Annotated in this window: 22 protein-coding genes and 4 pseudogenes; 11 read left to right on the top strand and 15 right to left on the bottom strand. The window is 52.0% G+C overall.

Annotation, left to right across the window (positions count from 1 at the left end):
• Window positions 1-105 precede the first annotated feature (105 nt).
• Window positions 106-1,134, top strand: coding sequence for a tRNA dihydrouridine(20/20a) synthase DusA (gene dusA / locus AACL06_RS01395; RefSeq protein ID WP_339037473.1), 1,029 nt, complete (start codon window positions 106-108; stop codon window positions 1,132-1,134).
• 399 nt (window positions 1,135-1,533) lie between these two features.
• On the opposite strand, the pseudogene AACL06_RS01390 reads toward dusA, so the two are convergent.
• Together AACL06_RS01390 and AACL06_RS01385 are read right to left on the bottom strand one after the other, a co-directional pair.
• Window positions 1,534-2,436 (bottom strand): annotated as a pseudogene (locus tag AACL06_RS01390) (IS5 family transposase).
• The gene (locus AACL06_RS01385) at window positions 2,369-2,530 is read right to left on the bottom strand and encodes a hypothetical protein (RefSeq protein ID WP_339037470.1); all 162 of its coding nucleotides are present in this window, start codon (window positions 2,528-2,530) and stop codon (window positions 2,369-2,371) included. The pseudogene AACL06_RS01390 and the gene AACL06_RS01385 overlap by 68 nt, the downstream one beginning before the upstream one ends.
• A 30-nt stretch (window positions 2,531-2,560) precedes the next feature.
• Here AACL06_RS01385 and AACL06_RS01380 point away from each other — a divergent pair, with 30 nt between their 5' ends.
• The 3 genes and pseudogenes from AACL06_RS01380 to AACL06_RS01370 form a co-directional block, all read left to right on the top strand.
• On the top strand, window positions 2,561-3,049 hold the full coding sequence (locus AACL06_RS01380) for an HAD family hydrolase (RefSeq protein WP_339037468.1): 489 nt from the start codon (window positions 2,561-2,563) through the stop codon (window positions 3,047-3,049).
• Window positions 3,050-3,280: 231 nt separating this feature from the next.
• Window positions 3,281-3,544 carry a Gfo/Idh/MocA family oxidoreductase gene (locus AACL06_RS01375; RefSeq protein ID WP_339038454.1) on the top strand — a complete coding sequence of 88 codons (264 nt, stop codon included), beginning with the start codon at window positions 3,281-3,283 and terminating at the stop codon, window positions 3,542-3,544.
• Window positions 3,545-4,260: 716 nt separating this feature from the next.
• Window positions 4,261-4,439: pseudogene (locus AACL06_RS01370) on the top strand (hypothetical protein); the annotation flags it as partial.
• A 206-nt stretch (window positions 4,440-4,645) separates the two neighbouring features.
• On the opposite strand, the gene npr reads toward AACL06_RS01370, so the two are convergent.
• The 11 genes and pseudogenes from npr to AACL06_RS01315 all read right to left on the bottom strand — a co-directional run bounded on the left by npr (window position 4,646) and on the right by AACL06_RS01315 (window position 12,709).
• Window positions 4,646-4,918 (bottom strand): PTS phosphocarrier protein NPr, encoded by a 273-nt coding sequence (gene npr, locus AACL06_RS01365; RefSeq protein WP_339037466.1) that lies wholly within the window; start codon window positions 4,916-4,918, stop codon window positions 4,646-4,648.
• Window positions 4,915-5,769, bottom strand: a complete 855-nt coding sequence (gene rapZ, locus AACL06_RS01360; RefSeq protein ID WP_339037464.1) for an RNase adapter RapZ — start codon at window positions 5,767-5,769, stop codon at window positions 4,915-4,917. Before rapZ ends, npr begins: the two co-directional genes overlap by 4 nt.
• A 132-nt stretch (window positions 5,770-5,901) precedes the next feature.
• A complete protein-coding gene (gene ptsN / locus AACL06_RS01355) occupies window positions 5,902-6,363 on the bottom strand; it encodes a PTS IIA-like nitrogen regulatory protein PtsN (RefSeq protein WP_339038452.1) in 462 nt (153 codons plus the stop codon).
• Between the two features lie 159 nt (window positions 6,364-6,522).
• Window positions 6,523-6,810: pseudogene (gene hpf, locus AACL06_RS01350) on the bottom strand (ribosome hibernation promoting factor).
• Window positions 6,811-6,833: 23 nt separating this feature from the next.
• Window positions 6,834-8,267, bottom strand: coding sequence for an RNA polymerase factor sigma-54 (gene rpoN, locus AACL06_RS01345; protein WP_339037462.1), 1,434 nt, complete (start codon window positions 8,265-8,267; stop codon window positions 6,834-6,836).
• A 51-nt stretch (window positions 8,268-8,318) separates the two neighbouring features.
• On the bottom strand, window positions 8,319-9,044 hold the full coding sequence (gene lptB, locus AACL06_RS01340) for an LPS export ABC transporter ATP-binding protein (RefSeq protein ID WP_339037460.1): 726 nt from the start codon (window positions 9,042-9,044) through the stop codon (window positions 8,319-8,321).
• A gap of 6 nt (window positions 9,045-9,050) precedes the next feature.
• Complete coding sequence (gene lptA, locus AACL06_RS01335) at window positions 9,051-9,590, bottom strand: lipopolysaccharide ABC transporter substrate-binding protein LptA (protein ID WP_339037458.1); 540 nt, start codon at window positions 9,588-9,590, stop codon at window positions 9,051-9,053.
• On the bottom strand, window positions 9,559-10,137 hold the full coding sequence (lptC, locus tag AACL06_RS01330) for an LPS export ABC transporter periplasmic protein LptC (protein WP_339037456.1): 579 nt from the start codon (window positions 10,135-10,137) through the stop codon (window positions 9,559-9,561). The genes lptA and lptC overlap by 32 nt, the downstream gene beginning before the upstream one ends.
• Entirely contained in the window at window positions 10,134-10,688 is a 555-nt protein-coding gene (kdsC, locus tag AACL06_RS01325) for a 3-deoxy-manno-octulosonate-8-phosphatase KdsC (protein ID WP_339037454.1), read from the bottom strand. The genes lptC and kdsC overlap by 4 nt, the downstream gene beginning before the upstream one ends.
• A 17-nt stretch (window positions 10,689-10,705) precedes the next feature.
• Window positions 10,706-11,692, bottom strand: coding sequence for an arabinose-5-phosphate isomerase KdsD (gene kdsD, locus AACL06_RS01320; RefSeq protein WP_339037452.1), 987 nt, complete (start codon window positions 11,690-11,692; stop codon window positions 10,706-10,708).
• A 16-nt stretch (window positions 11,693-11,708) separates the two neighbouring features.
• Window positions 11,709-12,709 (bottom strand): annotated as a pseudogene (locus tag AACL06_RS01315) (calcium/sodium antiporter).
• Between the two features lie 475 nt (window positions 12,710-13,184).
• Between AACL06_RS01315 and mlaF the strand changes: the two are divergent.
• From mlaF to murA, 7 genes are all read left to right on the top strand, one after another.
• Window positions 13,185-14,000: a phospholipid ABC transporter ATP-binding protein MlaF gene (gene mlaF / locus AACL06_RS01310; protein ID WP_339037449.1), complete on the top strand. Its 816-nt coding sequence runs from the start codon at window positions 13,185-13,187 to the stop codon at window positions 13,998-14,000.
• Window positions 14,001-14,004: 4 nt separating this feature from the next.
• Window positions 14,005-14,787 carry a lipid asymmetry maintenance ABC transporter permease subunit MlaE gene (mlaE, locus tag AACL06_RS01305; RefSeq protein WP_339038450.1) on the top strand — a complete coding sequence of 261 codons (783 nt, stop codon included), beginning with the start codon at window positions 14,005-14,007 and terminating at the stop codon, window positions 14,785-14,787.
• Window positions 14,788-14,791: 4 nt separating this feature from the next.
• Window positions 14,792-15,322, top strand: coding sequence for an outer membrane lipid asymmetry maintenance protein MlaD (gene mlaD, locus AACL06_RS01300; RefSeq protein ID WP_339038448.1), 531 nt, complete (start codon window positions 14,792-14,794; stop codon window positions 15,320-15,322).
• A gap of 14 nt (window positions 15,323-15,336) precedes the next feature.
• On the top strand, window positions 15,337-15,966 hold the full coding sequence (gene mlaC / locus AACL06_RS01295; RefSeq protein WP_339037447.1) for a phospholipid-binding protein MlaC: 630 nt from the start codon (window positions 15,337-15,339) through the stop codon (window positions 15,964-15,966).
• On the top strand, window positions 15,966-16,265 hold the full coding sequence (gene mlaB / locus AACL06_RS01290; protein ID WP_339037446.1) for a lipid asymmetry maintenance protein MlaB: 300 nt from the start codon (window positions 15,966-15,968) through the stop codon (window positions 16,263-16,265). Before mlaC ends, mlaB begins: the two co-directional genes overlap by 1 nt.
• A gap of 416 nt (window positions 16,266-16,681) precedes the next feature.
• On the top strand, window positions 16,682-16,936 hold the full coding sequence (gene ibaG / locus AACL06_RS01285; RefSeq protein WP_339037442.1) for a BolA family iron metabolism protein IbaG: 255 nt from the start codon (window positions 16,682-16,684) through the stop codon (window positions 16,934-16,936).
• Window positions 16,937-16,988: 52 nt separating this feature from the next.
• Window positions 16,989-18,248: a UDP-N-acetylglucosamine 1-carboxyvinyltransferase gene (gene murA, locus AACL06_RS01280; protein ID WP_339037440.1), complete on the top strand. Its 1,260-nt coding sequence runs from the start codon at window positions 16,989-16,991 to the stop codon at window positions 18,246-18,248.
• A gap of 67 nt (window positions 18,249-18,315) precedes the next feature.
• Here the strand turns inward: murA and parC are convergent, their stop codons facing one another.
• A complete protein-coding gene (parC, locus tag AACL06_RS01275) occupies window positions 18,316-20,589 on the bottom strand; it encodes a DNA topoisomerase IV subunit A (protein ID WP_339037438.1) in 2,274 nt (757 codons plus the stop codon).
• A gap of 320 nt (window positions 20,590-20,909) precedes the next feature.
• Window positions 20,910-22,805 (bottom strand): DNA topoisomerase IV subunit B, encoded by a 1,896-nt coding sequence (parE, locus tag AACL06_RS01270; protein ID WP_339037437.1) that lies wholly within the window; start codon window positions 22,803-22,805, stop codon window positions 20,910-20,912.
• Window positions 22,806-22,860 lie beyond the last annotated feature (55 nt).

The raw sequence follows: 22,860 nt of genomic DNA, 5'->3' as shown, positions 1-22,860 counted from the left end.
TCTTAAGTATGTCCCATGTCAGATTTAGGCACTGAGGACACCAGGTCTAGGGTGTCCTCAGTGGTGTCCTGATAAATAAAAAATACGACATCATAAAGACAAAAAATGCACGAAAACAAAGAAACCCCGAATTCCCACCAGAGCATCAAAAATATTGGTGTAGCGCCGAAATACAGCCCTTCACGATTTTCCATTGCCCCGATGCTCGATTGGACTGATCGTCATTGCCGTTACTTTCACCGTTTGCTGACCAAGGAAACGCTGCTTTATACCGAGATGGTGACTACTGGCGCGATTATCCACGGTAAGGGCGATTATTTAGCCCACAACAAAGAAGAACATCCGGTGGCGTTGCAACTGGGTAGCAGCGATCCTGCTGCTCTGGCGCAGTGCGCCAAGCTGGCAGAACAGCGCGGCTATAATGAAATCAACCTCAATGTCGGTTGCCCATCTGATCGGGTGCAGAATGGCATGTTCGGTGCCTGCTTGATGGCACAGGCGGCACGGGTCGCCGATGGCATCAAGGCGATGCGTGACGTGGTGTCAATTCCAGTGACGGTCAAGACACGTATTGGCATCGACGATCAGGATAGCTACGAATTTTTGTGTGACTTCATCGCCACCGTTGCTGGCCGTGGTGAATGCGCTATGTTCACCATCCATGCGCGCAAGGCTTGGCTATCTGGCCTCAGTCCGAAAGAAAACCGCGAAGTGCCGCCGCTGGACTATCCACGGGTGTATCAACTGAAGCGAGACTTCCCAGCATTGACCATCGCCATCAATGGCGGTGTGAAGACGCTGGAAGAGGCACAGCAGCACCTACAGCATTTGGATGGTGTGATGATGGGTCGCGCAGCCTACCAGAACCCCGGTATTTTGGCGCGGGTTGACAACGAGCTATTTGGCGTTCAGGGTGCAGTCAAGGACAGTGTGGCGATCATTGAATTGTTGTACCCATACATTGAGCGTGAGCTATCCAATGGTACTTATCTGGGCCATATTACCCGCCATGTTCTTGGCCTGTTTCAGGGGGTGCCGGGCGCACGGCAGTGGCGTCACCACCTGAGCGAAAACGCCCATAAGCCGGGAGCTGATGTTCAAGTGGTGGAACAAGCGCTGGATTGGGTGCGCTAACCGCGCAACGAAATGGCGTAATGTTCTCGATCTGCACTTCACATCTGCCATACGTAGTGAAATAAAATTAACCTATTGCAACACTTTCGAGTCACTGGTGGTGGAGAACGCTACGTACTTTGCCATCTCACTATCTGGTTTTATCCCCGTCATATTTAAGTTGCCTGTGCGTTAGCTTTCCTCACTCACCGCAGTCACATTACTGATGTAAGCTCCTAGGGGTTAATGAACCTTATCCCTTAGGTTCAGCCTGCGGCTCAGCGCAAGCGCTGTTCAAATCGATTCCCGATCAATTTGTCGCTGCGTTGCTGCCTTCCTATAACTGGAATTATTCAGGGTATAGCAGGCTTTGTTGAATAAATCGGATTTGGAATAAAGAGTCCCCTGAATGGGCAGCTTTCAGGCAAGGCGTACACTTTCTGGCATACCGGCGAGCGTCATCTTGTTTAGTGCACAGATCATGGCCAGCGCCTCTGCAACTTGCCCATCATAATCTCGCAGCGACAGGTGACTACCAAATAGCTGTTTTACTCTGTACCTCGCTGGTGCCGCTATCGAACGTCGGTGGTAGCCTGTGATATTTTTCCACCGTGTGTTGTCTCCGGTAAGGCGCTGGTTCGCCACCGCTTGATTTTGCTCTGCATAGTCTGCCGACCAATAACGGGCTCCGCTGCTGGGCGGTATTAACGCCTTGAGCTTCTTGCCCCTTAACTCATCATCACACACTCGCGTATCCTAAGCCCGATCCGCCGAGGCGACTTTGATGTTACTGTACCTCTGGCGGATAAGACCTGGGAAAGCTTCGGTATCGGTGACATTGCTCAAGGAAAGGTCAGCACAGATGACCTCATGTGTTTCTATATCTACGGCCAAATGTAATTTTCGCCAGATAAGCCGTTTTTCCTGACCGTGTTTTTTTGCTATCCACTCCCCTTCACCCAACACATTGAGCCCGCTAGAGTCGATAACGAGGTGCGCAATTTCACCTGGCGTTGCGGTTTTAAACGGGACATGGCCGGACTTCGCCCGCTTACTGATGCAGGTGTCGTCCGGGCAATTCAACGGCACTTTGATCAGTGTGACACTGGAGTCGATGAAGCCCTGGAGGGCGCGAAGTGTCAGGCCGAAAATCCGTTTCAGCATCAATACGCTGGTGATTGCCATATCGGAATAATGTGGTGGGCGACCACGCCGAGAAGGTTTTGCCTCGCAGTACCAGGCGTGAAGTGCCGTTTCATCCACGGAGAAAGTGAGTGAACCCCGAGTGATAAGGGCGTTGTTGTAAGCCTTCCAGTTGGTGATTTTGAACTTTTGCTGGGCCACGGAATGTCGCTATGTTGACAGAAGGAGAGTGATCTGATCCGCGTGCCGGCCAAAAGTTCGATTTATTCAACAACGCCCTGTTGAAGGTGAAAAGAGGGTAATATTGCTTGGTTTGATAACCGGAACCAACCTGTGTTCCGCATTACGTAAGGCTGATGGCTACATCTCGCACAGTCCGAACTTTCTCTGTTACAGCTTGGGCCCGGAATTGTATTGGATCAGAGAGGGAAAGCTGGTTATGCCAGATTCTTGGGCAGAAAGAATAGGGAAATCTGGATATCGTTATGAAAATGTAGATGAAATTGTAAAGACTATACATGATCGCGGCATTGTGCTTGTAAAACAGCCGGATGATTACCAAAGTCAGTATAAGAGATGTTTCTACTACCGGATTCGGGAAGATATGCAGCTGGATTTTGATTGGATAGATACCCTCAGCCGTAAATTTCAAGTTCGCATGCTATTCACCAAATGTAACCCTGCCGCTGGAGATCCGTCCGACAGCTACGACGTTGAATTTATTCCCTGTTGTTGCGGCAAAGATGAGGCTGTTTCTTTATTTGGTTGCCAATGCCGACATTACAGCCATTAAAGTGCTTGGCAGCAGTATTGATAAACCATACTGCCATGGAATTCTCAGCATAATAGAAGGGATTTGATCATGATCATCGGGATTGTTGGTTGCGGTGGTATTTTGCACAGGAACACGTGCGTGCTCTTTCACTGATTGAATCGGTAACAGAGCTGGCATTTTACGATGTTATTAATTAAAAATGAGCAAGATCAGTGAGTTATCTCATCGTCCTGTTAAAGCGACGGTTGTATTATCTGTACGCCAAATAATCTACATGTAAGCCTTGCCGAAGAAGTCCTGAAGTATAAGCAAATCCCATTCATTTGCGAAAAACCGCTGTCCACCGACTTGGCTTCTGCCCACCGGCTGGTAAAGCTAGCACCACGAAACAGTATAATGTCTTTTAACTATCGCTATAACCGGATCATTCAAAATTTGGTTCAGGTAAAAGATGACCGGGAATTGGGCAAACTACATTTTTTTCTACTGAGTGTAATAAAAACTCAGCCCTGACTCGCAATCACCTCACTTGGCGGGATTCGGCTCAGCAGAGTAAAAGCAGCGGTACATTGGGTGATATCTACTGCCATTTGCTGGATTTATTTTGCTCGCACAGTACTGACACCATCGACACGAACGATCTTAGGGTTGTAAAGGGTACTCGTGTGGAGGTTAAAGACGGGGGTCAGGTAGAGGTTTATGATAACGGTTGTGTCTTTGGTCACTCCTGTGGTGGAGTTTTCTTTCGTATCAGGGCCAGTAAGTCGGATTAGGCAGATGATCTGGGACTACACATCAATATTGTCTTTGAAAAAGGCGAAATATGCTATTCGACCCAGAATGAAAATCGCTTTTTCCTGACGCTATTTGATCAAATTGGTGTGGAAGAGATTACTTTAGCAAAAACCATAATGTTGCTTGATCCGCCCCGAGAACTCCCCTCGTGGTCGGACTCTTTCTACCATCTTTTACAAGACTGGTGCTTAGCGTTGCAGGACAAGACACATACAACATCGTTGCTCGCAATTTCTACTGGCTTACATATCCAGGCAGTCATGGAAGCATTCTGAGGAATAACATGGATACAACTCCGTTTATCTGCCTCTTTGAGGCCTTTTTCACGACGCTTGCCTGCATTTGCCCCGCAAAACCATTAAAACGTTACGCACTCGTAATACTGAAGGTATTTCCGTGGTTATATATGCCATGTTTCTGAACGGCATGATCTTCTGTTTGGGGAGGGCATTGCGCTGCCGCATTCATTGGGGCTGCTGGCAAAAAAATTGTGGTGGTGCCGTAGGGCGCGGTGTGGGGTGAGATCACCCAGGTGATCTTCCTGCTGGCGATCAGCAAAAGCGGCTATGAAGAGGCGATGGCGATCTACGAGTTTTTTATCACCTTCGTGCGCTGCTGTTTCGCAGGAGTTCCTGAGTGGCCTTAATCGCATCTGTGATCATTCCTGGCTCATTCGGTACGAACGGATAAGCTTGTCGTACTTGGCGTGGCTGAAAATGTGCTTAACAAAGATTTTTTGGGTATGCAATTGCGGAAGTGGGCAGATCTTAAAAAGGACGAACGCACCATGGTGGCACGTTGATGCGTTTTTTCTAAAGATCAGTCTTCATCAAAGCCAGAGTTGAACAGCTCGACCACGGCGGCTAACGCTTTCACTTCGTCCGGGCCGGTCGCTTCGACTTCTATATGCCGCCTCTGGGAGGAATCCAGCATCAGCAGTGCGATGACGCTGCTGGCCTCGGCCTCGATGCCGCTGTCGTTGCACAACATTACCTCGGCGTCGAAACTTTGCATCAGCTCGAACAGCTTTATTGCCGGGCAGGCATGTATGCCCAGCTTGTTTTTAATTTTAACCGTTTGCCTGACCGTCACTGTTTGCGTTTTTCCAGCGTGCGGTGGCGCGATTGCACGTTCTTGCCGCGTGAGCGGAAGTAATCGGCCAACTGTTCCGCTACGTAGACCGAACGCTGTTTGCCGCCGGTACAGCCTATCGCTACTGTTAGGTAACTGCGGTTGTTGGTCTCCAGCATCGGTAGCCACTGCTCCAAATAGCTGCGCGTCTGGTAGATAAAGTTGTGCACTTCGGTGTGGCGATCGAGGAAAGATGCCACCGGTTTGTCTAGACCTGTCATCGGCCGCAGCTTAGGATCCCAGTGCGGATTCGGTAGGAAGCGCACGTCGAACACGTAGTCGGCATCGATCGGGATGCCGTGCTTGAAGCCGAAGGATTCAAACACCATGCTCAGCTCGCGCTCGCGTTTGCCCAGCAGGCGGTTGCGTAGCATTTCGGCCAGTTCATGTACTGACATTTCCGAGGTATCGATGATCAAATCGGCCCGTGAGCGCAACTGCTCAAGTAAGTCGCTTTCTTTATCAATAGCGCTTTCCAATGACAGTTTTTTGCTGGAGAGTGGATGTAGGCGGCGGGTATAACTGTAGCGGCGAATCAGCGTATTGCTGTCAGCGTCGAGGAACAGTAGCTGTGGTAAGAAGCTTTGCGGCAGTTGAGTCATGGCGTATTCGAATACCTCCTGTGATTCCGGCATGTTGCGTACGTCGATGCTCACTGCGGCGGAGCTGTTGCGTTCCGCTAGTGTATTAGCAAGGTGCGGCAGCAACACCACGGGCAAGTTATCGACGCAGTAAAACCCCATGTCCTCCAGCGCCCGCAAGGCGACGGATTTCCCTGAACCGGAACGTCCGCTGACAATCATCAGCACCATGTAGTCACTCCTCTGCTATTTTGGTGGCATCCATTACCACTGCTAGAAACATTATTAATTTCGGCAAGAGCCGGGATCCATCATGGTGAAACAGTAGCCACTACCCTGACGGTAAGTCACGTTAGCGAGGTATCACTCAGTGATGATTTGGTAAAGTTCTTCGTCACTCTGCGCCGCACGCAGACGGCGGCATACGCTTTTATCGGCCAGGCGTTTGGCGACTAGCGATAAGGTATGCAAATGTGTTTTGCACTGATTAGCTGGCACTAACAAAGCGAACAGCAGATCAACCGGTTGGTTGTCTATGGCATCAAAGGCAATAGGTTGGTCGAGACGAATAAACACGCCAACGGCCTGCGATGTATCCTCTTCCAGTTTGCCATGGGGAATTGCGATACCGTTGCCTATGCCGGTGCTGCCCATGCGCTCCCGGGTGAGCACCGCGTCAAACACCACCAGCGGCGGTAGGTTGAACTGAGTGGCCGCCAGTTCGCTGATAATCTCCAAAGCCCGCTTTTTACTAGTGCAGTATACCGCGCTTTTAGTGCACTCGATGTTTAGCACCGAGCTTAATTGCCTATATTCGTTGTTCATCTCATCTTCACTTAAAACCACGTGTCAGGGCATTGCCCAGCAAGGTGATTTTTCGCCTGTTTTAACCCTGGTTACCATATGGCTCGTTACTCAACAGGTAACGCGCTGATCACTGAAGTTGCCTTAAGCATGATCCCAGATAGAAAAGGGGTCAAAATGTCAGTGTTGCTTCAGTTTATCTTTATGTTTACTCAATTGGCGTGCCAATTTATCCATCAGTGTATCAATTGCTGCATACATATTCTCGTCTTCCGAAGAGGCGTGCAACTCGCCGCCATTCACATGCATCTGCGCTTCCGCGATTTGCTGCATTTTTTCCACACTTCAGACAACATACACCTGATTTATGCGGTCGAAATAGTGTTCGAGTTTGGCAAACTTGTTGGTGACGAACTCGCGCAATGGTTCGGTGATATCAATGTGATGTCCAGTAATGTTGAGCTGCAAGTGTCTTCCTTATCTAATAGAGGTCAAACTAACTGTTTACGCTGGTTAGATGGCGGGATGGATAAAGACTCTCGGTATTTGGCGACGGTACGCCGCGCCACGATGATCCCCTGTGCGGAAAGCAGGGTGACCAGTTTACTATCGCTAAGTGGTTTGGCGGGGTTTTCCGCCCCAATCAATTTCTTAACCAGTGCGCGGATCGCCGTTGAGGAGGCTTCGCCACCGCTGTCGGTATTCACATGGCTAGAGAAGAAATATTTCAACTCAAAAATACCGCGTGGGCTGTGCAAAAACTTCTGCGTAGTGACGCGCGAAATTGTCGATTCATGCATCTCCACGGCTTGGGCTATATCTGCTAGTACCATGGGCTTCATCAGTTCTTCGCCCTGTTTAAAGAATGCCTGCTGCTGATCGACAATGCAGCGGGTGACCTTTAGCAGGGTTTCATTGCGGCTTTCCAGACTTTTAATCAGCCACTTGGCTTCCTGTAGGTTACTGCGAATAAACTGGCCATCTGCTTCATTGCGTGAACTGTTGCCCAGCGCGGCGTATTGCTGGTTGATCTTCAGATGCGGAACGCTATCGGCGTTAAGTTCAACTATCCATTTATCCTGCGCTTTGCGCACTAGCACGTCTGGAATGATGTATTCCGATTCATCGGTAATGATCGACTGCCCTGGGCGTGGATCGAGCGACTGAATCAGCACTATCACCTCTTTTAGTGTATTTTCTTTTAGCCGGGTTGACCGCATCAAACTGCGAAAGTCGTGGTTGGCTAACAAATCAAGATGTTCGCTGATGACCAACTGAGCTTCTGCCAGATACGGCGTATCTTTGGCGTATTGGGAAAGCTGTACCAGCAAGCAGTCGCGTAGATCGCGGGCGGCAATGCCGACCGGATCAAAACGCTGTACACGCTTCAATACCGCTTCGACTTCGGCCATGGTCACAGTTTCGTCACCTATGCTCTCTAGGATCTCTTCCAGCGGCACGGTGAGATAGCCGGTGCTGTTGACTGCATCAATGATCGAGGTGGCGATGGCGCTATCGGTATCGGAAAATGGCGTGAGCCCCAGTTGCCACATCAGGTGATCTTGCAATGTCTGGGTGGTTTCCCCCTGATACAGTAGCCGTTCGTCGTCGCTGTAGTCGGTGCTAGTGCCGGAAGAATAACTGGTGGTGTAGAACACATCCCAGGTGGCGTCCAATGGTAACTCTTTAGCTATTTCCTTCTGTTCCAGTGCCTCGCGAGTATCCGGACCTTCGAGGTCGTTGGATGCTGTGGTATCGATTTCATCGTGCAGATCGCTCTGCTCAAGCAGGGGATTACTCTCCAACGCCAACTGTATTTCTTGTTGAAGCTCCAGTGCGGACAATTGCAGCAGGCGGATAGCCTGTTGCAATTGTGGGGTCATGGCCAGTTGTTGGCTGAACCTAAGTTGCAAGCCTTGCTTCATAATCTTCAGTTTACTTCCGTTAACCAGTTGTGCTTCATGACGTGCTGGTACTCAGAGGCGGAATGCTTCGCCTAAATAAACGCGTTTCACCTGCTCATCAGCCAGAATAGCATCCGGCGTGCCGTGGGCAATCAGTTTGCCCTCACTGACGATATAGGCGCGTTCACACACATCCAGGGTCTCGCGCACGTTGTGGTCGGTGATCAGCACGCCCAGGCCACTATCACGTAAGTGCTCGATGATCTTCTTGATGTCGATAACGGAAATCGGGTCAACTCCGGCGAAAGGTTCATCCAACAGGATGAATTTCGGGTTGGCAGCCAGCGCGCGGGCGATCTCGACGCGGCGGCGTTCCCCTCCGGACAGCGCTTGGCCCAGGCTGTCGCGCAGGTGGGTGACGTGAAACTCTTCCATCAGTTCTTTGGCGCGGTCTTCGCGCTGCTCGCTGGTGAGATCGGAACGGATCTCCAGCACCGCCATTAGGTTTTTATATACGCTCAGGCAACGGAAAATCGACGCCTCCTGCGGCAGATAACCGATGCCACGGCGCGCCCGGGCGTGTAGCGGCAGCAGGCTTATGTCTTCTTCGTCGATCACAATACGCCCGGCATCACGTTGCACGATACCGACCACCATATAAAAGGTTGTGGTTTTTCCAGCACCGTTCGGCCCCAGCAAGCCGACGATTTCACCGGATTTCACCTTAAGGCTGACATCTTCAACAACTTTTCGGCATTTGTAGGCTTTTGCCAGGTTTTCTGCGATAAGTGTAGCCATAAATGATTAGTTACTCTTATTTTGCCTATTTTTGTCTTGCAACTGTGACGGCACCAGAACCGTGGTCACACGTTTGCCTTTATCGCTAACCGCCTGCATTTGCTGCTGTTGTACAAAATAGGTGATGCGATTGCTTTTCACATTGCTATCGAGTTGCTCTAGATAGGCATTGCCCGTTAGGGTTACCAACTGCGTCGCAACGTCATAACGCACTTTCTGCGCGTGACCTTTTACCGGCTTGCCACTGTCCTGCATCTGATGGAAGGTGACTGGGTCGCCAAACGCTTCAATATAGGTTTTTTTCTGATCGCCGCCAGGGTGGGTGACGACCACCTTGTCCGCACAGATATCTATGGTGCCTTGTTTGATCACTACGTTATCAGTGAAGGTGCTGACGTTTTTTTGCATATCCAGAGATTGTTTGAGCGAGTCGATGGCGACTGGCTGATTGGCGTCGGATTTAAGCGCCAGGACCGGCGCGCTGGTGGCCAAAACTACGCTTGAGATCAACAGATTACGGAGTGGTTTTTTGATTCTGAATTTCATAGTTGGTCTTAACCTTATCAATCAACTCAGCGGTTTTGTCCCGCAGATTTCCACGCATTTTCATGCAGTTAGAGGTAAAATTTGTTCCGTAAAGCGTCACTACTTCATCGGAAGACACATCCTGGGTTATCAGATCCACCCGAGCATTGTCGGTTTTAATTTTTTCCACCTGCGAGGTGTCGGTCAGGCTGTCCACTTCGACATTGCCGTAAAGATACAGTATCCGGTTTTTAGTCAGTTTTGCGCGATCGGCACGCACTGACCAGGTTGCCAGCCCATATTTATCGAACAGCGTCATTACTGGCTGGGTAAACCAGCTCAGTTCATCTGTGGTATAATATTTCACGTCATCCGATACCAGCTTGTAGCTCAGCTTGCCGACTGGGTTGTATACCACGGTGACTGTGTGCTCGCTCTGATACGTTGGTGCCTGATCGTTGACCAGCTGCGGTGCAGTGTCATCGCTGAAATCCACCATATTCCAGCCGATCAGTGCGAACGCGATTACGGCCAGCAGGAGGGTGATCCACAATTTGGTTTTGCTCATATCGATAGCCCTTTGTCCCCCTCCAGCTTATTTTGAGCCAAAAGAATTATGTCACACAGTTCGCGCACCGCACCGTGACCACCGACAATGCGGGTCACATAGTGAGCTTTTGGTGTCAGCAAGGGGTGCGCGTCCGCCACGGCGACCGCTAAACCCACCTGCACCATTACTGGCCAGTCGATCAGATCATCGCCGATATAGGCTACCTGAGCCGCCGTTAGCGAGAGCTTTTCCAACAGGTCGTGGAAAGCTAAGCACTTATCGGATTGCCCCTGATACAGGTGGCTGATACAGAGCGTTTTCGCCCGGTCTTCCAGCAGTTTGGCGGAGCGGCCAGTGATGATCGCCACCTCAATGTCTGAGGTTTTCAGGCAGCGGATGCCGTAGCCGTCGCGCACGTTAAACGCTTTTAACTCTTCACCATTGTTGCCCATAAAAATCAGGCCATCGGACAGCACGCCATCAACATCACAAATCAGCAGGCGGATATTGTTGGCACGCGCTATCACGTCTTGCTCTACTGGCCCGTAGCAGGTGTCTACCATACGCATTCCGTTCTATTTCCTAATTAAACAACGCCGACGCGCAGCATGTCATGCATATGTACCACACCCAGCAACTGGTCGCCATCGGCAACCAGCAGCGCAGTAATGTGGCGTTGTTGCATCAGGTTCAGCGCGTCGACCGCTAGCATACTTGGGTGCACTCGCACGCCGCCCGGTGTCATGATGTCGATGATCTTGGCATCGTTGAGATTGATGCCGATATCAAATATCCGGCGCAGGTCACCATCGGTAAAGATGCCAGCAATATTCATTGTATCGTTACAAATGACCGTCATGCCCAGGTTTTTGCGGGTGATTTCCAGCAGCGCATCGCGTAGCGAAGCCTCAGTGCTGACGTGTGGGATTTTATCACCGCTGTGCATGATGTCGTTCACCCGCAGCAGCAGTCGGCGGCCGAGTGCGCCGCCTGGGTGCGACAGCGCAAAATCTTGCGGGGTGAAGCCGCGTACTTTTAGCAACGCAACGGCCAGCGCATCGCCCATCACCAGGGTAGCGGTGGTACTGGTGGTCGGTGCTAGCCCCATTGGGCAAGCTTCCTGCGGCACCTTGATGCACAGGTGGATATCCGCTGCCTTGCCCATCGTACTTTCCGCGTTGTTGGTCATGCAGATAAGCGGGATTTGCTGGCGCTTTAATACTGGGATCAGCGCCAGAATTTCATTGGACTCGCCTGAGTTGGAGATGGCGAGCACGATGTCTTGCGCGGTGACCATGCCGAGATCGCCATGGCTGGCTTCAGCCGGGTGGACGAAGAATGAGGAGGTGCCAGTGCTGGCGAAAGTGGCGGCGATCTTGCAACCGATGTGCCCGGACTTGCCTATGCCCATCACCACCACTTTGCCACAGCAGGCGGTGATAGTTTCGCAGGCGCGGGTGAAGTCCGCATCAATATAGCGATCGAGCTGAGCTAACCCTTGACACTCTATCTGGAGCACTTCTTTCCCGGCCTGTTGAAAATCGAAGCCCGGTTGCAATTGAAAACTCGACATACATACTTCCCTGGGTTTAACCGAATGTACTGAAAGGGTTAAAGAACAACAGCGCAAGATACGCAATAAAACCACATAATAACAGATCGCCCGCTAGATGCCCGATGCGATGTTTGCGGCCAATGCACAGGGCGCTAAGCAGGATACTGGCGGCCAGCATCACCCATTAATCGCGTTGAAAGGCGGCGGGGTCAACGCTGCCTGGAGACAGCAAAGCGGAAACGCCCAGCACGATCACCGTGTTAAAAATATTGGAGCCTATGATATTACCAATCGCCATGTTACCTTCGCTTTTAAGTGCACCAGCAATGGAAGTGGACAACTCAGGTAGGCTGGTGCCGATGGCAATGATGGTCAACCCGACCATAAACTCGCTCATACCGAAATGGTGCGCGATCACTGTGGCGTTATCGACCACCATTTTGGATGATAGCGGCAGAATGATAAACGCTAGTACCAGCCACAACACCGCAACTGTATTGCTACTATCTTGCGGTAGCTTGGCGATTTGCTCCACAGGCAGGCTGTCTCTACCTTCGCGCTTCGCCAGCCTGGAGATTTTCAGCATCAGCAGAATAAACCTGGCAGCGGTGGCCAACAGCATCACACCGTCCAACTGGCTTAGGGGGCCTTCCATCAACAACACGAAACTGCATAATACGGTGACTGCCAACATCAACGGCAGTTCGCGCCGCAGCACTTCTAAGTGCGCTACCAGCGGCTGGATCAGCGTATATCCCCCCAGGACCAGTAAAATATTGGCGATGTAAAATATTGGCGATGTTGGAACCTAAGACGTTTCATAATGCTATGTCAATTTGCCCGTTTAGCGCGGCGGTGATCGAGATGATCAACCAACTTTGGTAGCGAGGTGCCGATCCCGACGATGATCATGCTGATAATCAGCGGCTGCACGCCGAGCGAATATGAAATCACCGCTGCACCGTAAACTAAGAGGTCTGCGCCATACACCAGTAAAAATAAACCAACGATTAATAATACTATCGCGAGAAACATGCAGGGTCCTTTAGTCGGGTATTATTGTAGTTAGTTGGTTAACAGCTGTCATTCGGCTAGCTTGCTTTGCTCACCGCTGCGCAGACTAAGAAATCTATCCCATTAGGCTATTTTATTTGCCATTTTAGCCCTGTGCAGTGCTCACCATCCTCACGTACTGCATGTACACTCAGGTTGTTGAGCTCTATCCGTGTGCAAACTGGCGGCAACAATGTACGCCTAGGATAGGCTCATAAATCCGACGTGATGGGTTTTCCCGGTTAATGGACTAAAATATGCACACTTTTATTTTTTTCTTTATGGATGGTACCAATTTTGACCGTGTGGCGCGTAAAAGTAAAATCAATGGCACCATTGGTAGCAAATGGTAGCAAAATGGCGGCTAGGTTTTGTCAAGATGATACGCATTGTGCTTATTGCTTTCACATCATAGGTAGCTTTGGCAAAAATGTGCCGTACCTAAAGGAGCATTAACATGCACCACCAAGTAAAGAATTTGGTCGACGTGCGCGACATGAGCTTCTCACGCGGCAATCGACTAATATTCGAAGACATTAACCTGACGGTTCCCCGTGGTAAGGTAACGGCGATCATGGGGCCGTCCGGCATCGGTAAAACGACGCTGCTGCGCCTAATCGGTGGTCAACTGACGCCGGATAGTGGGGAAATCTGGTTTGATGATGTCAATATTCCCGCATTGTCCCGCCACCCATTGTACGACGCGCGCAAGAAAATGAGCATGCTGTTTCAGTCGGGCGCGCTGTTCACCGATCTGACGGTATTTGAAAACGTCGCTTTCCCGTTGCGCGAGCACAGCAAGCTGCCAGAGCCTCTCCTGCGTAGCACGGTACTGATGAAGTTGGAGGCAGTGGGGTTGCGCGATGCGGCTGCACTGATGCCTAATGAATTATCCGGTGGTATGGCGCGGCGCGCGGCGCTGGCACGGGCGATTGCGTTGGATCCGCAGTTGATCATGTTCGACGAACCTTTCGTCGGCCAAGATCCGATCACCATGGGCGTGCTGGTTAAACTGATCGACGAACTGAATCATGCGCTGGGCATCACCTGTATTGTGGTGTCGCATGACGTGCCGGAGGTGTTGAGCATCGCCGATTATGCTTATTTCGTGGCCGATCATCGGGTGATCGCTGAAGGCACGGCGCAGCAATTACAGGACAATCCTGATGCGCGTGTGCGCCAGTTCTTGGATGGAATTGCCGATGGGCCAGTGCCGTTCCGTTATCCGGCCGGTGACTATCAGACCGAACTATTAGGCTTAGGGAGTGAATAACCTTATGTTATTACAGGCGTTAGCGTCGTTAGGACGCCGATGCATTGACACTAGCGCCAGCTTTGGCAGCGCCGGGCTGATGTTGTTCAACGCGCTGGTCGGGGAGCCAGAACCGCGCAAGCAGTGGCCGCTGTTGTTGAAGCAAATGTACAGTATTGGCGTGCAGTCATTGCTGATCATCATGGTTTCTGGCCTGTTTATCGGCATGGTGTTAGGGCTGCAAGGGTATATCGTGCTCACCACTTACAGTGCCGAGGCCAGTCTGGGTATGATGGTGGCGTTATCGCTTATGCGAGAGTTGGGGCCAGTGGTGACCGCGTTGCTATTCGCTGGCCGCGCCGGTTCTGCGCTTACCGCAGAAATCGGCCTGATGAAGGCGACCGAGCAAATCTCCAGCTTGGAAATGATGGCCGTCGATCCGTTGCGGCGCATCGTGGCACCGCGTTTTTGGGCCGGTTTGATCAGTTTGCCACTGTTGACGATTATCTTCGTTGCACTCGGCATCTTGGGCGGTGCTATCGTCGGTGTGGATTGGAAGGGCATCGACAGCGGTTTCTTCTGGTCGGAGATGCAAGGTGCCGTGGAATGGAAAAGAGATCTGCTCAACTGCCTACTCAAAAGCGTAGTATTCGCCATTATTGTCATATGGATTGCTATCTTCAACGGGTATGACGCTGTACCGACCTCTACGGGGATTAGCCAGGCAACGACCCGTACCGTGGTACATTCGTCACTGGCGGTATTGGGATTGGATTTTGTGCTAACAGCACTGATGTTTGGGAATTGATTCGATGCAAACGAAGAAAAGTGAAATCTGGATTGGGGCATTTATGCTGATTGCGCTGTGCGCCATGGTGTTTATCTGCCTAGAGGTAGCGAATATTAAATCGATCGGCAGTGAGCCAACTTACCGCATCTATGCTGCTTTTGATAACATCGGCGGGCTGAAAATGCGTTCGCCGGTGAAAGTCGGTGGCGTGGTGATTGGTCGCGTGGCCAATATTGAGCTTGATACGAAAACTTATACGCCGCGCGTGGTGCTGGATATCCAGGAAAAGTACCACAAGATCCCGAACACCAGCTCCCTGGCGATCCGTACCGCCGGTCTGTTGGGGGAGCAGTATCTGGCGCTGAACGTCGGTTTTGAAGATCCAGATATGGGCACCGCTATTCTGAAAGACGGCGACACCATTCAGGACACCAAGTCAGCCATAATTCTAGAAGATCTGGTAGGCCAGTTCCTGTATAAAAGCGACAGCGCTAAACCGGGAGATGTGGCTGCCGACACAGTAGCATCGCAATCCACTGTACCGAGTCATTAAGAGAGGAAACCTGCATGTTTAAACGTTTATTGATGGTCGCCCTGCTTGCGATTGCGCCCTTGGCGATGGCGGCCGATAAGACCAACCCGTATAGTATGATGCAAGACGCGGCGCAGAAGACCTTTAGCCGCCTGAAAACCGAGCAGCCGAAAATTCAGCAGGATCCCAACTACCTGCACACCATTGTGCATCAGGAGTTGATGCCGTTCGTACAGGTCAAATACGCTGGCGCGCTGGTGCTGGGCCGCTATTACAAAGATGCGACGCCAGCACAACGTGAAGTTTATTTTACCGCCTTCCAGTCCTACCTGGAGCAGGCCTATGGCCAGGCGCTGGCGATGTACCACGGCCAAAGTTACCATATTGCTCCTGAGCGACCAGTGGACGATGCTAATATCGTGGCAATCCGTGTGACTATCATTGACAACGACGGTCGCCCGCCGATACGTCTGGATTTCCAGTGGCGCAAGAATACCAAAACCGGTTATTGGCAGGCGTATGATATGATCGCTGAGGGCGTCAGCATGATCACCACTAAGCAGAACGAGTGGGCTGCCACGCTTCGAACTCAGGGTATCGACGGTCTGACCAAGCAGTTGCAGGTTGCTGCAGCGCAGCCGATTACCTTGGATCGAAAAAACTGATGTCGGCGGCTCTCAGCTATGAATCTCAGCTCCAGACGTTGATCTTACGCGGGGTGTTGGATCGGGAAACGCTGTTGCCACTGTGGCAACAACAGGGCGCATTATTGGCGGATAAAACCGAGATTGATGTGGCACAATTGCAGCGCGTGGACTCTGCTGGGTTGGCGTTGCTGGTGCATCTACGTGCGCATCAACATCAGCGCGGCGTGGAGCTAAAAATTTCCGGCGCGACCGATCGGCTGAGAACGTTGGTGGCACTGTACAACCTGCAAACAATAATGCCTGTCGATGCCGGTTAGCGGCATTTTTCGCTGTTTTAATACGATGAATTTACGCCAAGCCTCTGTTGAACAGGGGCTTTTGCTTTAGAGCCTATCCCGGTAAGCGTACATTGTTGCAGCCCGTTTGAACCAGGACAGTACGCAACAACCGGCGCGTACAGAGAGTCCGTTAAGGAGGGTCAGCACTGCCTAGATCCAAAATGGTAAATAAAATAGCCTAATGGGATAGGTTCTTAGTTTAAGAAAACCGGTTATCCCGCTAAGATACCAGGCTGTTTACCGTCCTTTATACCCAAGATAATTTGAGTTACAGGAAAGCGGCGACGCAACGGAGCCTCAGAAGCTTACTTAAGTCAGTGACTGGGGTCAATGGAGCAAGCCAACACTCGCCCGCAACTTGCAGTATTAAGGGGAGAGTTGCAGAACTGGATACTATGGAAAATAAAGAGATAAAAGACGTGCTGATGCAGGCATTGGCACTGGAAGAAGCGTATGTCACAGGAGATGGTAGCCACTTTCAGGTGATTGTGGTTGGCGAACTTTTTGCCTCCATGAGCCGCGTCAAAAAACAACAGACGGTTTATGCACCGCTGATGGAATACATCGCGGACAACCGCATTCACGCTTTGTCGATCAAAGCATATACCCCTGAAGAGTGGCAGCGAGACCGCAAACTCAACGGATTTTAAGGCGGTTTGCCCTGCGGGGGACAGCGTAAGGTTAGATAACAGAGAGTATCAAATGGATAAATTTCGTGTGCAGGGGCGGACTCGCCTGAGCGGTGAAGTGTCTATTTCCGGGGCTAAAAATGCTGCCCTGCCAATATTGTTCGCCACCCTGTTGGCAGAAGAGCCAGTCGAGCTACAAAATCTCCCCAAATTGAAGGATATCGATACCACCATTAAGCTACTCAGCCAGTTGGGCACCAAGATTGAAAGTAACGGTTCGGTGTATGTTGACGCCAGCGGTGTGAATGAGTTCTGCGCGCCTTACGATCTAGTGAAAACCATGCGCGCGTCCATTTGGGCGCTGGGGCCGCTGGTGGCGCGTTTCGGTCGTGGCCAGGTTTCCCTGCCGGGCGGCTGTGCTATCGGTGCACGTCCGGTTGATTTGCACATCACGGGTCTTGAACAACTGGGTGCTGAGATAAAACTTGAAGAAGGTTACGTCACAGCTTCTGTGGCAGGCCGCCTGAAAGGCGCACACATCGTGATGGACAAGGTGAGTGTTGGTGCGACCGTGACCATCATGAGTGCTGCTACCTTAGCGACCGGCACTACCATTATTGAGAACGCAGCGCGCGAGCCGGAAATTGTCGATACCGCCAACTTCCTTAATACGTTGGGGGCGAAAATCAGCGGCGCTGGCAGCGATAAAATCACCATCGAAGGCGTGGATCGTCTGGGTGGCGGTGTGTACCGCGTGCTACCTGACCGTATCGAAACCGGTACCTTCCTTATCGCTGCTGCAGTTTCTAGTGGCAAAGTACTGTGCCGCGATACCCGCCCGGACACACTGGATGCTGTGCTGGCCAAGATGCGCGAAGCAGGTGCGGATATCGAAGTAGGTGAGGACTGGATCAGTTTGGACATGCACGGCAAGCGCCCGAAAGCAGTCACCGTGCGTACTGCGCCGCATCCGGGCTTCCCGACCGATATGCAAGCTCAGTTCAGTCTATTGAACCTGGTGGCAGAGGGCACTGGTGTGATCACCGAGACCATTTTCGAAAACCGCTTCATGCACGTGCCGGAACTGATCCGTATGGGCGCACAGGCGGAAGTGGAGAGCAACACCGTGATTTGTCATGGTGTTGCGCAGCTTTCCGGCGCTCAGGTGATGGCGACCGATCTGCGCGCTTCTGCCAGCCTGGTAGTGGCGGGCTGTATCGCCGACGGTATAACCATCGTCGATCGTATCTATCATATTGATCGCGGTTATGAGTGTATTGAAGACAAACTGCGCGCACTGGGGGCGAAAATTGAGCGTGTGAAAGATGAATAATGACGGCGCGTGCAAAACCGCTAAGGGCTGACAAGTGGCACCCACCTGTTTATCATCCTGTTATTGCTTATTCTTGGTCACCTACTATCGCAGCACGCTGTGGCGCATTCACATCTATGCAGTCGATGCGCCGCAAGCCGCGTGGCAGTTGGGTGCCTTTGCGGCCACGCTCGGCACGGAATTTTTGCAGATCTTCTGGGCTCAGCGTCAGCTTACGTTTTCCTACATGCAGGGTTATGGAAGTTTGTGGCGGTAGCACCAACAGCCAAGCCAGTTTATCTTCACCGGTTGCCGCCTGCGTCGCCGGAATGGAGACAATCTTTTTGCCCTTGCCCTTCGATAGTTGTGACAGGTCGGTGACCGGGAACATCAGAATGCGCCCAGCGGCGGTGATCGATAGCAGCATGTTGTTTTCGCCGTGGATCTCTATTGGCGGTAATACTTTGGCGTCATCCGGCAAGGTAATCATCACCTTGCCAGCGCGGTGGCACGCCACCAAATCATTGAAGGTGCAAATGAAACCGTAGCCAGCATCGGATGCCATCAGTAGTTTCTGATCGTCTGGTGCCATCAGTACCTGTTCGATGGTAGCGCCCGGTGGTAGCGTCAGCTTGCCGGTTAGTGGCTCGCCTTGGCCGCGTGCCGAAGGCAGCGTCAGTGGATCGAGCGCATAGCTGCGCCCAGTAGAGTCGATAAGCACCACCGGCTGGTTGCTCTTGCCGCGCGCCGCGCTACGGAAGCTGTCACCAGCCTTATAGCTTAATCCGCCTGGTTCGATATCGTGCCCCTTGGCACTACGTACCCAGCCCATCTCGGATAACACAATAGTCACTGGTTCGGACGGCACGAAATCGTGCTCGTTCATCGCCTTGGCTTCTGCGCGCTCGATAATGGGGGAACGGCGGTCGTCGCCATAAGCCTGCGCATCAGCCTGGATCTCTTTCTTGAGCAGGGTGTTCAGTTTGCGCTCAGAGGCCAACAGTGCTTGCAGTTGACCGCGTTCTTTGGCCAACGCATCCTGCTCACCGCGAATCTTGAACTCTTCCAACTTGGCCAAATGGCGCAGCTTCAGCTCTAGGATCGCTTCCGCCTGGGTGTCGGAGATACCGAAACTCTGCATCAGCACCGGTTTAGGTTCGTCTTCGCTGCGGATGATGTGGATCACCTGATCGATGTTGAGGAACGCCACCAGCAAACCTTCAAGAATGTGCAGGCGTTTCAGCACTTTCTCAAGGCGATAGTTAAGCCGACGGCGTACCGTATCACGACGGTACGTCAGCCACTCGGTTAAGATTTCCACCAACCCTTTTACCTGTGGGCGATTATCTAAACCGATCATATTCATGTTGACGCGATAGCTGCGTTCCAGATCGGTGGTAGCGAACAGGTGGTTCATCACTTGATCCAGATAGATGCGGTTGGAGCGCGGCACAACAACCAGACGCGTCGGGTTCTGGTGATCGGACTCATCACGCAGATCTTCGACCATCGGCAGCTTTTTGGCACGCATCTGATTGGCGATCTGTTCCAGCACTTTGGCACCGGAAACCTGGTGTGGCAGTGCAGTGATCACTGCATTGTTGTCTTCCTTGTTCCACACGGCTCGCATGCGCACCGAACCGCGACCATTCTGGTAAATTTTGCGAATTTCATCACGCGGGGTGATGATCTCGGCTTCAGTGGGAAAATCCGGCCCTTGAACGAATACGAGCAGATCATCGAGAAAAGCGCCCGGCTTGTCGATCAGTGCCACTGCGGCGGTGGCTACTTCATGCACATTGTGTGGTGGGATATCGGTTGCCATGCCGACGGCGATACCCGTGGTGCCGTTGAGTAAAATGTTTGGCAGACGCGCCGACAATATCTTCGGCTCCTGGAGGGTGCCGTCAAAATTTGGCACCCAGTCGACAGTGCCTTGGCCCAGTTCAGCTAACAGGACTTCTGCATATTTGGACAGCCGCGATTCGGTATAACGCATGGCGGCAAAGGACTTGGGATCATCCGGTGCACCCCAGTTTCCTTGACTATCTACCAGCGGATAGCGATATGAGAACGGCTGTGCCATCAACACCATGGCTTCATAACAGGCACTGTCACCGTGCGGATGATATTTGCCCAGCACGTCACCCACGGTACGGGCCGATTTCTTGAATTTGGCTCTGTTGCTCAGCCCCAGCTCGGACATCGCGTAAATAATGCGGCGTTGTACTGGCTTCAACCCATCGCCAATGTACGGCAACGCTCGATCCATGATGACGTACATGGAATAATTCAGATAGGCGTTTTCAGTGAAGGTGTGCAGCGGTAAACGCTCTACACCGTCATGAGTTAGATCACTCATTACTCAATTATCCTCAGACCTTGGCATGGCAGTAACTCTTGGACGACAAAGACGACAAAGGGGATATTCTTCTGGTAATAGTAACCTATCTGCGTGGTGGCTGTCACAGTAGGTGCCATGATTGCTGGCTGGAAGCTAATAGGTCGGTATGTTTATGCATCATTTGTCCCCTCTGCTCGTCGGCATTTTCCACCGAGCGGATGATTTGACACGCATGGTTGGGCGAGCTTTGCCCCTCATCGGTCAGCGCCAGCCATGCTTCTAGAGCATTCTACCCTGAGTTATCTGGCGTTGCAGGCAGCGCCAGGCCTGAGAACGGTTCAAACCGACAGTTCGGCCATATCGCCTTTGTCTTGCAACCAATTACGGCGATCTTCTGAACGCTTCTTGGCGAGCAGCATGTCCATCACTGCCAGCGTTTGAACCACATTGTCGGCGTTTACCGTCAACTGCACCAGACGGCGTGTGTTCGGATCTAACGTGGTTTCTCGCAGTTGGAGTGGGTTCATCTCACCCAGCCCTTTAAAGCGCTGGACGTTCGGTTTTCCCTTCTTACGCTTAAGTTGTTCCAGCACGCCAGCTTTCTCTTTTTCATCCAGGACGTAGAACACCTCTTTGCCGATATCGATACGATACAGCGGTGGCTTCGCCACATACACATGGCCACCCTTCACCAGCGAACTAAAGTGGCGGACGAACAATGCACACAGCAGCGTGGCGATGTGTAAACCGTCCGAGTCCGCATCCGCCAGGATACAGATTTTACCGTAGCGCAATTGGCTGAGATCTTCGTTGTCCGGGTCGATGCCGATCGCCACGGAAATATCGTGTACTTCTTGCGAGGCCAGCACTTCGTCGGAGGAAATTTCCCAGGTGTTGAGGATCTTGCCTTTCAACGGCATGATCGCCTGATATTCACGGTCACGCGCCTGCTTGGCAGAGCCACCTGCAGAGTCCCCCTCCACTAAGAATAGTTCGGTCATGCTCAGATCCTGCGAAGTGCAGTCTGCCAGTTTCCCCGGTAGCGCTGGCCCACTGGTCAGTTTCTTACGCACCACCTTCTTGGCAGCACGCAGACGGCGCTGAGCACTGAAGATCGTCAGTTCAGCCAATTGTTCCGCCGCCTGAACGTTCTGGTTCAGCCACAGGCTAAAAGCGTCTTTCACCACGCAGGAAACAAAGGCCGCACACTGGCGTGACGACAGCCGCTCCTTGGTCTGCCCAGCGAACTGCGGATCTTGCATTTTCACCGACAACACGTAAGCGCAGCGATCCCAAATATCTTCCGCTGATAGCTTTACGCCACGTGGCAAGATGTTACGAAATTCGCAGAACTCGCGCATTGCGTCCAGCAGCCCCTGACGCAGCCCGTTGACATGGGTACCACCCTGAATGGTAGGGATCAGGTTAACATAGCTTTCGGTCAGTAGCTCGCCTACTTCCGGTAACCACAGCAGCGCCCAGTCGACGGCTTCTGTATCACCGGCGTAGTTACCGACAAACGGCGCTGTCGGTAAGGTCATCAGGCCGTTGACCGCTTCCAACAGGTAATCGGTCAGGCCGTCTTGGTAACACCAGCGCTGCTCGGTGTTGTTCACCTGGTCGATGAAGTCGATTTTGACGCCTGGGCACAGTACTGCTTTGGCTTTAAGCAGGTGGTTCAAGCGTGAAACCGAAAAGCGCGGGCTATCGAAGAACTGCTCGTCGGGCCAGAAATGGACGCTGGTGCCGGTATTGCGTTTGCCGCATGTACTGGTCACCGTCAGATCCTGCACCTTGGCGCCGTTTTCGAAGGCGATGCCGTAGACATTGCCATTACGCTTAACGTTGACTTCTACCCGCTTAGACAGGGCGTTGACCACCGAGATCCCCACTCCATGCAGGCCACCGGAGAATTGGTAGTTTTTATTCGAGAACTTGCCGCCGACATGCAGGCGGCACAGGATCAGCTCAATCGCTGGTACGCCCTCTTCGGGGTGGATGTCCACCGGCATGCCACGGCCGTCATCAATCACTTCCAGCGACTGATCAACGTGCAGAATCACCTCAATGTGCTTAGCGTGGTTAGCCAAGGCTTCATCAACGCTGTTATCTATCACTTCTTGGCCGAGGTGATTGGGACGCGTTGTGTCGGTATACATACCGGGACGACGGCGTACTGGTTCTAGACCGCTGAGTACTTCAATAGCATCAGCGTTATAGCTGGTGTGTGTCATCGTTAATTATTTTTCGTGGTGAGCGGAAGATGCCGGAACCATTAGCTTAGCAGGC

Source organism: Serratia symbiotica (Periphyllus acericola), from assembly GCF_964019515.1.
GTDB lineage: Bacteria > Pseudomonadota > Gammaproteobacteria > Enterobacterales > Enterobacteriaceae > Serratia > Serratia symbiotica_D.
Note: the sequence above shows the minus strand (reverse complement) of the source record. Positions and strands in the feature narration are given on the sequence as shown.